Here is a 13,447-nt window from a genome sequence, read left to right on the forward strand (position 1 = left end):
CCGCGCACGACGGTCCCGGCCTGCTTCATCCGGTCCAGGTCGTTGCGGAACTGGCCCAGCGCCTCCGCCGTGACGTACCGCTCCAGATCGGTGCCCTTCGCGTCCGCCTTGCGGTAGGCCTTCATCTGCTCAGTCCACATCGCCGTGTACGAAGCGAGGACCGCCGTCTTCTCCACTGCCTGCGGGTCCACCGACGCGGACGCGGTCGTGGTGGGCGAAGGGGCTTTCAGGGTGGGGAAGACCGGCTTCGGATCGTCGTCGCCTCCCCTGCAGCCGGTCAGGACCAGCACGAGCGTCACGGCCGCGCACAGCCCCGCCCCGTGTCGCATCGTCATCAGTGGGCCCCCGTACGGTCGCCGGTCACAGTGATGATCACCGTAACCCGGCGCACAGGGCCGGTTACAGCAGAATCCCGGCCGTGCCACCGGCGCCGCCCCAGGAGGAGAGAGCCTCTTCCTCCGGCTACGCGGGGAAAGAGGTGTCGGCGCGCTTGCCCGGTTTGCCCACCAGGCCTGACCAGCAAGAACACCCGGAAACACGCAATGGGGGTTCACACCTCCGGTGCAACCCCCGGTGCAACTCTGGAGGCACCTGCGTGAACAACCGTGCAGCCCCCGCCCGGTGCAACCCGCCCGGGAGAACGGGAAGACGCCTCTTCCCATCGGGGTGGGAAGAGGTGTCAGCACTGCGGGTCCGCTGCCCGAGGGCACCCGGGCCTGCGACAACGGCCCGCCGCCGAATCCGGGTACGCAAACCCGTTGGGCAACGCGAACCGCAACCAGATGCGCGACCTGATGCGGAACCAGGTAGGCAACCCGATGCGCAAGCGATGCGCGTCGTGCCGAGGCGAGGTGGGGCCACTTCTGTTCGTTCCCCCGGGGCCGGCCAACCCGTTCACCGGCCCCGGTGTTCGTGAGTTCGGGAGTCACCCGTCATCGCCGGGTGACGGGCGGGGCCACCGTTCGGTGAACGCCCGGAGCTGCCCGCGCTGGTGTTCCTCCTGCGTGATGCAGTCGGTGAGGACGGCCTGGTCGATGTACGGAGCGACGGCGGCCAGGACCAGGCGCTGAAGATCGGCCGGGTCCAGTGCCTCCACCTCCCACTGCACCGGCCGGGTGGGATCGAGGCGGTAGCGGGCAGCGAACTTCGCCCAGCGCGGGTCACCGGCCTTCCCCACCGCTGCGGGCAGCGCGTGCTCGCGCACCTGGCCGTGGGTGAGCAGGATCCGCTCCACATGGGCCCAGCAGTCAGTGCGGGCCACCCAGTCCCGTTCGATGTCGGCGCCCGAGGCGTCGAAGTCGCCGACGTTTCTCCGGGGCGCCGCGAGTGTGCGGGTGGAGTTTCCGCAGCTCAGGAGCGGTCGCGAGCACTGTAGCGGATGCAACAGGTGTGGTGCACGGGTCCGCCTCAAGATTCGCTTCAAGTGCCTCTTGGTCAATTCAGAGGCACGTCTCGGCTGGGAGGTGTAGGCATAGACCTCAGCGAGGTCGGCGATGAGTCCGGCTGCGGGGCAGGGCGAACGACACGGGGGCGGGCACATGACGTTGCGACGGGGCCGGAAGGGCAATCTGGGGCTCGAAGTCATGCCGCTGATCGAACTGGCGCTGCCGTCTCCTGATGGGCAACGGCTGCTCAGCGACCGGCATGCCGAGAGTGTCACAGCGATCAGTGATGCCCTCGGCGAGTCTCTGGGCAACATCTCCAGGCTGCAGGGCTGGCTGACCCAGTACGCGTTCGAAGCAGTGGTGGTTGCCCTCGGTTCTGTCCGACTGATCAAGACCGAAGACTCTGGTCTTTTCTACTTCGATGACTCAGACGGGGAGCTTCAACCGCCAGACTTCCGCGTTGTCCTGGGGGATGGCACCCAACTCCTGATCGAAGTAAAGAATGTGCCTCCAGCTGGTCTTGAGGCAAAGGTCCGCGCCAAAGACATGGCCGCAGCTCAGACTTATGCTCAGGCCACGGGCGGTCGGCTGCTCTATGCACATTTTTGGAGCCGGATGGGCATGTGGACGCTGGTCGACCCATCCGTCTTCAACCGCGTCGGAAGTCAACAGCGACTACCCTTCGTCGACGCCATCAAGGCCAATGAAATGCAATCGCTTCTTGGCGACGGAATGCTCGCGTCTGAGCCACCCCTCACGTTCTCGGTGGCAATGGACCCGGAAAAGGAAAAGCTGGCGGGGAATGACTGGCGGGCGCTCACCATTGGCGGGGTGGAGTTGCGTAGTGCCGGGCGGGTAATCACCAACTCCGATGAACAGAAACTGGCATGGTTCCTGGTCTGGCATGGTGACTGGGAAGAGACCATGGAGAGCTACTTTGATGATCAAGGTCGGGTTGAGAGGGTTGACTTCATCTACCGGCCAGAGACCGACGATGATGGCGCACGCCTGATCGCGGAGCAGGGATTCGCCTTCTTCGGTCCGCTAAGCAAGCTGTATACCCTCCGGTTCCTGGATGCCGTCACTACCGATGAAGGTGAAATCCGCGCCTTGCGTGACGAGCCCGAGCCGGCCCTCCTCGCCCAGTTGGTCCCTGAAGACTACTGGGCGAGGGAAGATCACGTTTTGCGAATCTGGCGTTTTCGCCAGTTCCCAGCGCAGGAAGACTCTAAAATTCCGCAGGCTGAAAACGGAATGTGAGACCTCACGAGCGTGCTGAATCCTGGCGATTGAACTGGGCCATCAGCTCACGGTTGGCCGCGCGGGCCGCGGCCAGGTCGTCGTCCCGTTCCTAGAGCTTCAACTCCAAGTCGATCAGCTGCTGTTCGAGGGTCGTGATCCGGGCCTTGAACTGTTCGGTGTCCTCGGGTCCGCCGACACCGGACTCGCTCCAGACCTGGTCGCCGAGGACTTCGCTCAGTCGTGCTTCGATGCGGCGGACCTGGGCGGCGAGGCGGGCAGTGCGGGCGTCGGCGGCCGCGAGGTCGGCCTTGAGCGAGGCCCGGCTGACGGCCGGGCCTCGGCCGCCGGGGGCGGTGACGGGTTCGGCGGCCTGGGCGTGGATCTGAGCGAGGAGGTCGCGGTGGCGATAGAGGAAGGTGCGGTCGACGCCCGACCGCCCCGTGGGCAAGCCCGCCCGGCCCCTGGGCAAGCCCCTCTCGAAGGAGGGCTTGCCCACCGGGCCCCGGGCTGCAAGGCCCGGCGTACGTCACGGAGGTGACGTACGCCGACGACCACCAGGAGCACGCCGGGCCCTGCGGCCCGGTGGGTCACTGGCTCGCCCGGGAGGCGCCCCGGAAGAGACCGGCGGCACCGACCAGGGGGGTGATGATCGTCGCGAGGTCCGCCAACGGACCCCGGAGGCCGGGGCGGTCGACCAGGACGTACAGGAGGCAGACCACCGCGAGGCAGCCGACTGCTGCCATCAGGAGGTGCACGGACCGCCGCGACGCGGCAACCGGCACCGGGGCCGGAGCGGGCGGGGGCGGGACCACGGGTGCCGGAGCGGTCGTCGAGGCCGGTGCGTTCGTCATCGTCGTCGTCATGAGATCTCTCCTTCGTTGGTGCGCTCCGGGTGAGCGCGGGGTCAACAGTCCGCACTTGCCGCCGGGCATTCAATATTTCGCGAGAATCCGATCCGGGCCTCTGCGATGGGCTGGTGACGGGGCGTGGAGCGGATTCGCGAGGACTGGACAAACCGGTGGTCGGGACTACTGGACGCACCATGCGGTGTGGCCGGCCAAGCGGCGCAAGTCCCGTTCGGCAGGAAGCGTGGAGCGCTAGCCCCTGGTCTTCTACGCCTTAGTTATGGAGGGGTAGGGCGAAGAAGTGACGGCCGACTTGTGTATCGGTTCGGTCGGCATGTGGCAGCACACTGCACTGCGGCGGGGTAAGCCCCGCAACCCCTGCACTTGCTCTCAAGGGAGTCGGTAGCCCTGCCAGGGAGAGAATCGTCGGGTGACCACCCGCCGCCCGTTGGGCACCGGACCCGCACCCGCCGTCGACAACCAGGGGGCGCCGCCCGGTAAGGCCGTACCGCGCGCCGTTCTCGCGGCGGAGCGCCTGGATGGTGCCACCGCCGCCCAGCCCGTGTCCCGGCCCGCCGGGCGACGCCCGCTCAGCACCGGCCCCACCTCCGCCGAGTGACGGGAGGGGCCACACCCGACCGGACCGGCAGCCGTGCTCACGGGGGCCACGGACAGGCCCCTCCCGACAGCAAGCCGCCAACGGCGAGAACTGCGTCCCCCTAGACTTCGCCGTCGTCGAGACCGACGTCTCCAGGACGGGCTCGATTCGTGCTGTACACGATGAGCACCACCGACTTCGACTCTCCCGAGCGCGGCTTGGTCGTCGAGATGTTCCTCGCCCAAGCAGGCCACCGTGTCCGATGCCAGCATCGTGTTAGTCGAGGACACCGCACTCTGGTAGACGGCAAGACCGAGCGCTTCTGCAAGGTCGGCGGGCTGGTCCTCACACAGCCTTCGAAGCTGTACGGCAGCAGCGTCGCATCCACCAGCATCCCGAAGTTGGTCCGGGAGCGCACAGAGTTCCAGCCGGCGCCCCCCGCCCCTGCCCTGGGCGGAAACGGGAATCCGGCGGCTGTTCCTACACGTCCCGCGCGTTCAGCACCCCCAGGCTGACGGCTCCACGGATGCCACGCCGGAGATGAACGTCATCAACGACGACGGGGAGAAGCTTCTCCAACCTCCTTCCAGCTAGCCCCTCATACCCGCGGAGCAGTTCAGAAGCGGTTTCTTCTTCCGAAAGGGCAGGGGGAGACCTGCTGGTGTGCCGCACCCGTCGCAAGGTCGAGGTTCACCGATACCGAAAAGGTGAACGCCATCAAGGCCGCCAGGAACATCAAGGCGAAGGGGTTCATCAAGAAGGCGAAGGGCAAGCCACGTATCCATCGCTTCTCAAGGGTGACGTGCCTGCCCCGTTCCATGCCGAGAGCCCGTCCATCGGACAGGCGTGACGGTTTCATCAGCAGTGGCCCAAGGGCTGACCTGCGGCAACTTCGTCAACTAGGAGGCCCGGCGGGGCTGATGCTCGCCGTGAGGCACGCAGTACGCGTGCATGCGTGTCGGGGCCGCCCCTTAGGCTCATATGACGAGGTCCGCTCATGACTGAGGGAGACCCCCGTACGGCTTGCTTTGGACGGCCGCCGTACGCAGATCTCCCTCGCGTCTGCCGAGGGGCCGCTGTCCCGTCCCGATGCGGAGAAGGAAGAGAGGCACCATGGCATCCACTGACGTACCTGAACCAGGTACTCCTCCCGACGGTACCCGAGACCACCGTCAGGCCAACCCGATGGGCTGGGCCACGCTCGTCGTGGGCGTGCTCGGCATGGCCGGGGTCACCGTCCTCGCGATAGCCGGCGGCGGCCCCGAAGCCGCGACCGTGCTCGGCACGACCACCACCGCAGTCTGCGCCGTCGGCGGCACCCTCGCAGCACACCGCCGATAGCACCCGAAGCCGGCATTGTGACCGTGAGGGCGCTCTGACCTGCGGAGGTAAGTCGAGCTCACGCTCGCCTCGACGCCAGGCACCTGGAGGTGCGGCTCCCGTACGATGGACTTTGCTGCCTACTTTATTGGCAATAAAGTAGGCAACGAGCATGCTAGAAACTGCGTAGTAGGCACGAGAGAAACGAAGAGCCCGCACCGGTTCCAGCCGGTACAGGCCCATCGCTCGCGTCAGCAGTGAGTGGGCCCGGCCGTGTTCCATTCGGCCGGGCCCATTGCTGAGCTGGCCCGTCCGGCCGGTGTTCCCTCTCGTCCCACCTTCATCGGACGAGCTGCGTCACGCATTCGATGATCACCACGATCGCAGGCGCCCAGGCGAGCAGTGCTTTCTGTCGGTACGACAGACGCGACTCGCAGGAACATGCGTCCTTCGGTTCCATCGGCTTCTCCCAACTGACCCCAAAAGCCCTGGGGTCAGGGCCTTCACCGGATGGTGAAGCGCAAGAGGAGTCGGTCAGGTGAAGCAGGCATCAGCATAAGTGAGTTGCCCGGCACCCATGTGTCGTAGCCCGCAAGAACGACACCCCCGCGGTGAGACTTGGCAGGCTGCCAGCCGAACGGCGAGCTGGAGTGGACACACGGCATGAAAGCTCCCCCCGTCCATCGGACTTCCATGACGACTGGACGCCCCCTCACTCTGACAGAACATCAGTACCTGCGCCACACCCATGTGGCCTGTGACCTGCGGTTTCGTATTGCTATGCAATACGGTTCACGGTACTTCCGGAGCTGATCAGCCGACAGCGACCGGCGCCCCCGCCGGGGCCCGCCGCCGCCCGGGCACCCCACGGAGCTGGGCGTGCCCGGGGTACGGCTAGTCACGGGGAGGGCCGGTCCCTGTACGCCTGGAGGGCACACAGCACGAGCGACAGGATCAGAGCGCCCCATCCGGCGGTCCCGCCGAGGAACGAGCCCGTGGCGTCCATCGAGTCCCGCACGTTCGGGCGGTCCAGCAGGAAGAAGACCATGGCTATGGTGATGGGGACGAACACGAACATGGCCCCCGCCAGGAGGAACACAGCCCTCGGAGCGGGGGCGGGCGGTACCGGGGCCGGCGCGGGGTCCGGTGCGGGAGTGGTCGGGTCGGGCGTCGGGGTGGAGTCGATCGTCGTCATGACGGATACGTCCTTCAAGGGTCGGGAGTGATCGAGCGCGGATCGTGGAGCACCTGCACCCCTTGCGTCGCGGGGTGGGGCAGGGACAGCAGCGCGAGAGCGGTTCAGGGCGCGGTGGTGGTGCCGGGCAGCACGATGAGGGAAGTGGGGGTTAGCGGGTCAAGTCCCGTCCGGCGGGCCTCATTCGATCGGGCAGAGCAGAGGCATTCAATGCTTTGACCTGCTCTTTTGCCGGGTTGCGGGTATTGAATCGGCACTCCGGCCCTGCTACCGGAGCACCTCCGTGTCTCCGTTATGGGGCGGAGCCGCAGAAATGTCGGATGGAAATCCTGTGATGCGCATCACGCGACGCTGATGGTGGGGCAAACTCCACCCGGCCGCCACAGGGCGGAGCCTGACGGTGCGCCATGTGGCATTCGGGCCGGCCGACGGGCCGGGCAGGCTCGACGAGGGCCAGGGCGACGACGAGCACCAGGAGCAGGGACACGGGCGAGGACATCGGGCTCCCTTCGATCGGATACGGGTAGGGCTTCGCCCCTTGGGTCCCGGACAGCACCAGCGACATGCCTTCACGCATGGGGTCTAGGAAGTCGAATGCCCTTCTGCTCACGGCTGGTTCTCCCGGGGCGGGCATGGGTCTGTCAGGGGGTTGTGGCAGCACCATGCGACGCGGCGGGGCAAGTCGCGCAAGTCCCCCGGGCGAGCTGCTGACACCACCGTGACGGGGCGGGGCGGTGGTGGGCGACCGCGCCACAACACCGACTTCACCGCCCCCGTGATGGTGCGGGCGGGCACCAGCGCGGTGAGGGAGAGCACCAGGTGCTCTCCCTTCCAGTTGCGTCGGTGGCCCGCTCGCTGGCGCTCGTACGGCCCGGCGGGCGCCGCATAGCGCGGGAGTTGGCACCGGGGCGGACGGCTGCGGGACAGCGCGTCCGCGCCAGGCACAGCGGGAGGCTGCCGCCCGCGTGCGGTGCGAGCCGGTCCACCAGGAGCAACGGGAGGCCAGCGGCGTGCCCGGGTCTCTGCCCGGGCACGCCGTTGGCCGTGGGGTCTCACCGCTCCTGGTCGTCCTTGTTCTTCCGGTCGCTGTTGCGGGCGTGGTGGACGTCGAGGGCGAGCTGGGCGAGTGCGGCCAGGGCGCCGATAGCGGCGAGGGCGGTGTTGAGGTGGTCGAGCATGAAGGGTCCTCCCCGAGTGGTGCCGCGGAACGGGGGTGTTCGGCGGCTGAAGGGAGGTGACTGTGGGGGTGGATCGGGCCGTCCGGGAGTCAGGGGCCGGACAACGCAGGTAAGTTCCGGACCAGGGGCTCTTTGTCCAGGACAGGCCGGACACCAGCAGCCCAGGGGCGGGGGCTCACATGACACCGAAGGTAGGCGGGGGCAGGCCGTGGGGGCCGATCCGCGCCGAGAACCCTGCGGCACGCAAGCTCGCCGAGGCGCTGCGCCGGCACGTGGACGACTCGGGGAAGACCCTCGCGGTGCTGAGCGGCGAGATCAGCATGAGCAAGGCCCAGACCGGGGTCTACCTCGCCGGGAAGGTACCGACGCAGGCGTTCATCGCCGCGCTGATCCGAGCGACGGTCCGCCCCGACCTGCGTCAGCGCCGCCATGAAGAAGCTCTCGCCCTGCGCGAACAAGCGATGCGCCCCGCGCCCCGCACCACTCCGGGCGCGCCCGTCGTGGCTGGGCCGGGTGCGGGGTATGCGGTGGAACTCGCCGCGGCGCAGGCACTGCAGATCGAGACGTACGACCGGCTCACCCGGGCCCTGGAGCAGCGGGCGGAGGTCGAGCGGGCGAAGAACAACTCCGACAAACTCGTCATGGTCCTGCTGAACATGATCCACCAGCTCGACCGGCGAGTCGCCAGCCTGGTCGAGGAACGCGACCAGCTGCGTTCCCGGCCGCGAAGTGAGGCGTTGGAGGATGCCGAGCGGAAGCTGGCCCGGGCGGAGGAGCAGGAACAGCGGGCCCGGGCGGAGCTGCGGCGGGCGGAGGAGAAACAGCGCCAGGCCGAAACCCTCGAAGCTGTCCTTCAGAATCAGCTGCGCCGGCTCACCGACGAACTCGACCGCCTCCGCGCCGGCGACACCACCTCACCCCTCAACACCCTGCCCCCGCTGCCCGCGCTGGCCGACGAGGCCGAGGCGGGGCCGGTGTCAGCGGATCCGGTCGGTGACGACATCGACACCGTCCTCGACCGCGCCAGCCAGGTCAACGACGAAGACAACACCACCCTCAACCGCCTGAGCAGCGAACTCCCCGAACCCGCGACCTGGTGGGTTGTCCAGGACAACCCACCAGACAACCCCGAGGTCCTGGCGGGCCCCTCTGTGAGCGCGGCCTTGCCTCTTCCCGGCGTGCCGGATGAGGGACAGGAGGCGGTGCGCGCGCTGCTGCGGCGCAGTCCGGCGCCCGATCTGTTCGTTCGTTTCCTGGCCGAGGCAACCCGGTGGGAGAACGTCCAGGTGCACGGCATCAAGCGCCAGAACGCCAAGCCGGGCGCTCCCCTGGACTACAGCCGCTACCTCCGGCTGCGCCGCCAGGGCTCACAGTTCGGCGGCTTCGCCTACGTCTACGCCGAACACAGCAGCATCAACCTCCGCCTCCACCACACCCGCGAACAACTTGACGCGATAGGCGCCACGCAAGCTCGCACCCTTGATACCGGGCACCGGGCATACCGCGTCAGCATCGACCTGACCGACGAAGCCAGCCTCACCCAAGCACTCCACCTCGCCACCCTCGCCTACGACGCCACGTGAGTGCCAGCCGCGGCCACCCTCTCGGGCAGGTCCAGGTGGCCGCGGCACGGACCTGATCCACGCACCGGGCAAGGCTCTCCGGCAGCCTCGGTCGCGGTCGGCCGGTGCCTCCCGGACGCCTCTCGTCCGTCTTCTCGGTGAGGCGCGGGGCGGTGGCCGGGGCGTCATGAGGTGACGATCGGGACGACGAGGGCGGCGACGAACGCCGCGCCGACCATGGCGAGCGTCAGCGGGGCGATCAGCTTCGGGTGGTGGTGCCCGAGGTAGAGAAGTGCGCCGACGAACATGACGGTGACCAGGACCAGGAGCACGGCGACGAGCAGGGCGAGCGAGGACATGACGGTGTTCTCCATCGTGGGGTGAAAGGGGCGCTCCGGGTGAGCGCGGGGACAACAGTCCGCACCAGCCGCCGGCCATTCAATATTTCGCGAGAATCCGATCCAGGTCTCGTCGGCGAGCTGATGACGGCACCGAACGCATCACCAAAACCACCCTCGACACCATCCGCCTCGACCACCTCGCCGAAACCCAACACCGCCCCCACACTCGCGCCCGAAGCCGCTAGCCCCGCCCATCAGACAGGCAAAGGCTTGACCAGCACAAACACCAATCAGGCCTTTACACGCCAGAACTACCTACAACACACCCAGCCGCCCTCAGCACAGAACACATAACTCCAGCTCAGGTACCCCAACCCACCTGTACGAGCCGCCAATTCCACCTCTCAGCGAACCAGCAACACCCCAGACCAGCCGCCCCGCCGCACACCAACAAACCCCCCTCCCAGCGTTACCCGCCGTACCGGCGCCTTCCCGTGCGGCAACGGGACCGGGGAAAGGACCGAGCAAGGCGCAGCTGGCGTTCGAGCGGGGTCTCGCGGCACTGGCGCAGTGGATCGAGCGGGAAGGCGCCGACCGGCCGGTCCCACGCGGCACGGTCGTCCAGGTCGCCGTCGACGGCGAGGCGGAGCCGGTACCCGTACGGCTCGGCGTATGGATTTCGAACACAAAATCGAGAAGAGACCGGTTGAACGCTGATCAGCTCGCCCTGCTCGCCGAGCTGGGCATGGACTGGGCGCGACCGGTGGCTGTCCCCCAGGTCGCCCCGGACAGCCCCTGACCGCCTGCCGACGTCTCTCGCAGGTGCATCGGCAGGGCCATAGCGCGGGTGAGCCGTCCTGCTGCAGCAGCGGAGTGGACTGCGGCCAGCGAGCGACCACGTCGGCCGGGCCGTGGGCGGTGACCGGCCGCGCGGTGCGGTGGGCGTCCACGGCCGGGCCCTGTTCGCAGCCGGTCTGGCCTCCAGCGCTCTGCCGCGGCGGGGTGGGGTCGCAGGGGCGGTTCTGCGCAGAGTGGGCCGGGGTGAGCGAGGAAGACCGCGGGACTGGTGACGTCGAGGAGGTCCTGGCGGCGCAAGATTATCTGCTGCAGGAAGCCGATAACGTCGAAGTCCCCATAGTGTCGGCCCATTCCACAAAGGTACGGGCGATGCGTTGTTCCCTGTTCATGGGCATGCCCCCCTTGCCGCGCGCGCAGCGTGACGGGTGTGATCGAGTCGGCAACTGGCGTCATCGGGGATAGTTCTTGACAGAAGATGCACGGATCAGACCGCAGGGTCGCAAAGGTGCTGCGGCTGCCTATGCGGGGAGGTCCCGATGTGCGTTACTGAAGGAGCGACTATGTGGGAGGTGTGCCATGCCAGCCAGCAGCACAAATCCGCCGCGCCAACCAACGGGTGCCGAATCGGCTTTGACGGCCCTGCGAGCATGTGGAGTTTCGCACGTCTTCGGCATTCCGGGCGGTGCGAGCCTGGCTCTGTACGAAGCACTGGGCAGTGTTCCCGGGTTGCGCCACTTTCTGACCCGCCACGAGCAAGGAGCCGGGCACGCAGCGTGCGGCTACGCGCAGGCGTCTGGCCGGCTGGGTGTCTGCTTCGCGACATCGGGGCCGGGTGCGACCAACCTGGTTACTGCACTGATGGACGCCCATATGGATTCCGTGCCCGTCCTGGCCCTCACCGGGCAGGTCGGTAGCGGGCAGTTGGGTACCGACGCCTTTCAGGAGACGGACATCTGCTCGATCGTGTCGCCCGTCACCAAGTTCACGTCCGAGGTGACCACCGCCTCTGACGTCGAGGCCGCGGTGCACGAGGCGGTCGGCCGCGCGATCAGCGGCAGGCCGGGGCCGGTACTGCTCTCCATCACCAAGGATGCTCTGGCGGGCACGGTCGGAACGCCCCGGCCCAGAAGGCCGATCCGTGCGCCAAGACCGGCAGACCCGGCCGCCGTGTCGAGCGCGGTAGACCTCCTCCTGGCGGCGTCCCGGCCAGTGCTCTACGTGGGGGGTGGTGCTGTCAAGGCTGCGGCAGCCGAGCCTTTACGCGCCCTTGCCGAATATCTGCATGTGCCCGTGGCGGCCACGCTCATGGCTCAGGGTGTCTTTCCCAGCGGCCATCGGCTGTACCTCGGTATGCCCGGCATGCACGGCACCGTACCTGCGGTCGCGGCACTGCAGCGTGCCGATCTAATCCTAGCGGTGGGCGCGAGATTCGACGACCGCGTGACCGGAGAACTCGACGGCTTCGCCCCTCACGCTCGGATCGTGCAGATCGAAATCGATGCGCGGGAATTGTCGCGCAAGCGGGTGGCGGACGTTGAGCTGCACGCCGATTGCGCTCTGGCGCTCAGCGCGCTGCTGGACGAGGCGCGCCGCAGGCGTCGCGACGACACGCCGCCAGACCAATCGGACTGGTGGAACCTCATCTGCGACTGGCGTGCGCGCTACCCGCTGGGCAGCACTGAAAACGAGTCCGTCCTGACAGCCCCCTACGTCCTGCGGCGACTCGCCGTTTTGACCGGCGGCCCGCGAGCCATCTACACGGCCGGAGTGGGTCAGCACCAGATGTGGGCAGCGCAACTGCTGACACACCACACACCACGGACCTTCTTGACCTCCGGCGGAGCCGGCACGATGGGATACGCCATCCCGGCCGCACTCGGCGCCCAGGCTGCTTATCCGGATGCCGACGTGTGGGCTATCGACGGCGACGGGTGCTTTCAAATGACCAATCAGGAACTCGCCACCTGCGTCCACGAGCAACTGCCGATCAAGGTTGCCGTGATTAACAACAGCACCCTGGGGATGGTCCGGCAATGGCAAGACCTCTTCTACGAAGGCCACATCCAGCAGGTGGACCTCGACACTCGCGATGGACCGACGAGCCCCGACATCACCGCCCTCGCGCTGGCCTACGGCTGCGCTGCGGAGCGTGTCACCCGACGAGAAGACGTCGACCGGGCCATTATGGCAGCATCCGCCGTGCGAGATCGCCCCGCAGTCCTCGAATTCGTCGTACCCAGGACCGATATGGTCTGGCCCATGGTTCCGGCGGGAGTCAGCAACGACGAGATCCTGATCGCCCGCGGGCTACGCCCTCGGTTCTGACATACGCCTTCAGGCCCCATGCCATGGACACAGAGGGACACACCAATGACGGACCCTGCCACCGAGCTGCTGCGCACGCTGACAGGAAATTCTCCACCGAAGACGGCCCCCAGGGCAGATAACCAGCCCCTCGCGCGAGGCCAGGTGAAAGCGGCCCTTCCAGCATTGGGCAAAGACGCGGAGATCGTCCAAGTGCGGCGCATCGTAGTGCCCCCTGGGGGCACCACCGGCTGGCACTACCATCCGGGGCCACTTCTCACCGTGGTCAACCAGGGCGTGTTGACGTACACGCTGGCCCGCGACCTCAGCACGGAGACAGTGGAGGCCGGGCAGTCGTTCGTGGAGGCAGCCGGATCAGACCATGCCCACATCGGCAGCAACTTGGGAAACGAGGATCTCATCATGTACACGGTCTACTTCCTTCCCTCCGCCAGCAGTCCCCTTGCCTTTCGAGTCCCCGCTCCCGGAACGGATGCATCAGCGGGCTGATTGTCGACGAGGTGGCAATGTGCGGCATACGCACAGCGTGTCTGGCGCAGGCCTCCAACGAGGACGAGTCGATGACTATAAATGGGTGTAGTTCCGGGATCATACGAGATTCTTGTGAGCGTTGATCAATTCGTGGGGCAGTGAGCCCTTTCCAACCTGATGGTGTGGG

14 protein-coding genes and 1 pseudogene are annotated in these 13,447 nt (G+C 67.3%); 7 read left to right on the plus strand and 8 right to left on the minus strand.

The features are described 5' to 3' along the window. Positions 1 to 335: pseudogene (locus tag R2B67_RS00005) on the minus strand (hypothetical protein); the annotation flags it as partial. 590 nt (positions 336 to 925) lie between these two features. Next, positions 926 to 1,261, minus strand: coding sequence for a hypothetical protein (locus R2B67_RS00010; protein WP_317815750.1), 336 nt, complete (start codon positions 1,259 to 1,261; stop codon positions 926 to 928). Positions 1,262 to 1,538: 277 nt separating this feature from the next. On the opposite strand from R2B67_RS00010, the gene R2B67_RS00015 reads away from it, so the two are divergent. Further along, the gene (locus R2B67_RS00015; RefSeq protein ID WP_317815751.1) at positions 1,539 to 2,645 is read left to right on the plus strand and encodes a hypothetical protein; all 1,107 of its coding nucleotides are present in this window, start codon (positions 1,539 to 1,541) and stop codon (positions 2,643 to 2,645) included. 91 nt (positions 2,646 to 2,736) lie between these two features. On the opposite strand, the gene R2B67_RS00020 is transcribed toward R2B67_RS00015, so the two are convergent. Together R2B67_RS00020 and R2B67_RS00025 are read right to left on the minus strand one after the other, a co-directional pair. Then, positions 2,737 to 3,075, minus strand: a complete 339-nt coding sequence (locus tag R2B67_RS00020) for a hypothetical protein (protein WP_317815752.1) — start codon at positions 3,073 to 3,075, stop codon at positions 2,737 to 2,739. A gap of 139 nt (positions 3,076 to 3,214) precedes the next feature. Next, complete coding sequence (locus R2B67_RS00025; RefSeq protein WP_317815753.1) at positions 3,215 to 3,490, minus strand: hypothetical protein; 276 nt, start codon at positions 3,488 to 3,490, stop codon at positions 3,215 to 3,217. 412 nt (positions 3,491 to 3,902) lie between these two features. Here R2B67_RS00025 and R2B67_RS00030 point away from each other — a divergent pair, with 412 nt between their 5' ends. Beyond that, a complete protein-coding gene (locus tag R2B67_RS00030) occupies positions 3,903 to 4,091 on the plus strand; it encodes a hypothetical protein (protein WP_317815754.1) in 189 nt (62 codons plus the stop codon). A gap of 595 nt (positions 4,092 to 4,686) precedes the next feature. Here R2B67_RS00030 and R2B67_RS00035 read toward each other — a convergent pair. Then, complete coding sequence (locus R2B67_RS00035; RefSeq protein ID WP_317815755.1) at positions 4,687 to 4,842, minus strand: hypothetical protein; 156 nt, start codon at positions 4,840 to 4,842, stop codon at positions 4,687 to 4,689. Positions 4,843 to 5,255: 413 nt separating this feature from the next. Here R2B67_RS00035 and R2B67_RS00040 point away from each other — a divergent pair, with 413 nt between their 5' ends. Continuing rightward, positions 5,256 to 5,411: a hypothetical protein gene (locus R2B67_RS00040; protein ID WP_317815756.1), complete on the plus strand. Its 156-nt coding sequence runs from the start codon at positions 5,256 to 5,258 to the stop codon at positions 5,409 to 5,411. 877 nt (positions 5,412 to 6,288) lie between these two features. Here the strand turns inward: R2B67_RS00040 and R2B67_RS00045 are convergent. Both R2B67_RS00045 and R2B67_RS00050 read right to left on the minus strand, forming a co-directional pair. Then, complete coding sequence (locus tag R2B67_RS00045; protein ID WP_317815757.1) at positions 6,289 to 6,585, minus strand: hypothetical protein; 297 nt, start codon at positions 6,583 to 6,585, stop codon at positions 6,289 to 6,291. 1,052 nt (positions 6,586 to 7,637) lie between these two features. After that, complete coding sequence (locus R2B67_RS00050; RefSeq protein WP_317815758.1) at positions 7,638 to 7,763, minus strand: hypothetical protein; 126 nt, start codon at positions 7,761 to 7,763, stop codon at positions 7,638 to 7,640. Positions 7,764 to 7,942: 179 nt separating this feature from the next. Here R2B67_RS00050 and R2B67_RS00055 point away from each other — a divergent pair, with 179 nt between their 5' ends. Then, a complete protein-coding gene (locus R2B67_RS00055; protein WP_317815759.1) occupies positions 7,943 to 9,346 on the plus strand; it encodes a hypothetical protein in 1,404 nt (467 codons plus the stop codon). Between the two features lie 164 nt (positions 9,347 to 9,510). Here R2B67_RS00055 and R2B67_RS00060 read toward each other — a convergent pair whose 3' ends face one another. Next, entirely contained in the window at positions 9,511 to 9,699 is a 189-nt protein-coding gene (locus R2B67_RS00060) for a hypothetical protein (protein WP_099126444.1), read from the minus strand. 502 nt (positions 9,700 to 10,201) lie between these two features. On the opposite strand from R2B67_RS00060, the gene R2B67_RS00065 reads away from it, so the two are divergent. The 3 genes from R2B67_RS00065 (at position 10,202) to R2B67_RS00075 (ending at position 13,278) form a co-directional block, all read left to right on the plus strand. Continuing rightward, positions 10,202 to 10,465 (plus strand): helicase associated domain-containing protein, encoded by a 264-nt coding sequence (locus R2B67_RS00065; protein WP_398869556.1) that lies wholly within the window; start codon positions 10,202 to 10,204, stop codon positions 10,463 to 10,465. A gap of 575 nt (positions 10,466 to 11,040) precedes the next feature. Continuing rightward, positions 11,041 to 12,789 carry a biosynthetic-type acetolactate synthase large subunit gene (gene ilvB / locus R2B67_RS00070; protein ID WP_317815762.1) on the plus strand — a complete coding sequence of 583 codons (1,749 nt, stop codon included), beginning with the start codon at positions 11,041 to 11,043 and terminating at the stop codon, positions 12,787 to 12,789. A 45-nt stretch (positions 12,790 to 12,834) separates the two neighbouring features. Then, positions 12,835 to 13,278, plus strand: a complete 444-nt coding sequence (locus tag R2B67_RS00075) for a cupin domain-containing protein (RefSeq protein ID WP_317815763.1) — start codon at positions 12,835 to 12,837, stop codon at positions 13,276 to 13,278. Positions 13,279 to 13,447 lie beyond the last annotated feature (169 nt).

Origin of the sequence: Streptomyces cyaneofuscatus (assembly GCF_033109485.1) — a bacterium.
Classification (GTDB): Bacteria; Actinomycetota; Actinomycetes; order Streptomycetales; family Streptomycetaceae; genus Streptomyces; species Streptomyces cyaneofuscatus.

Coding starts and splice junctions, on each gene's coding strand:
- R2B67_RS00015 (WP_317815751.1), top strand. CDS start 1,539: ATGACGTTGCGACGGGGCCGGAAGGGCAATCTGGGGCTCGAAGTCATG.
- R2B67_RS00025 (WP_317815753.1), bottom strand. CDS start 3,490: ATGACGACGACGATGACGAACGCACCGGCCTCGACGACCGCTCCGGCA.
- R2B67_RS00040 (WP_317815756.1), top strand. CDS start 5,256: ATGGGCTGGGCCACGCTCGTCGTGGGCGTGCTCGGCATGGCCGGGGTC.
- R2B67_RS00045 (WP_317815757.1), bottom strand. CDS start 6,585: ATGACGACGATCGACTCCACCCCGACGCCCGACCCGACCACTCCCGCA.
- R2B67_RS00050 (WP_317815758.1), bottom strand. CDS start 7,763: ATGCTCGACCACCTCAACACCGCCCTCGCCGCTATCGGCGCCCTGGCC.
- R2B67_RS00055 (WP_317815759.1), top strand. CDS start 7,943: ATGACACCGAAGGTAGGCGGGGGCAGGCCGTGGGGGCCGATCCGCGCC.
- R2B67_RS00060 (WP_099126444.1), bottom strand. CDS start 9,699: ATGGAGAACACCGTCATGTCCTCGCTCGCCCTGCTCGTCGCCGTGCTC.
- ilvB (WP_317815762.1), top strand. CDS start 11,041: ATGCCAGCCAGCAGCACAAATCCGCCGCGCCAACCAACGGGTGCCGAA.
- R2B67_RS00075 (WP_317815763.1), top strand. CDS start 12,835: ATGACGGACCCTGCCACCGAGCTGCTGCGCACGCTGACAGGAAATTCT.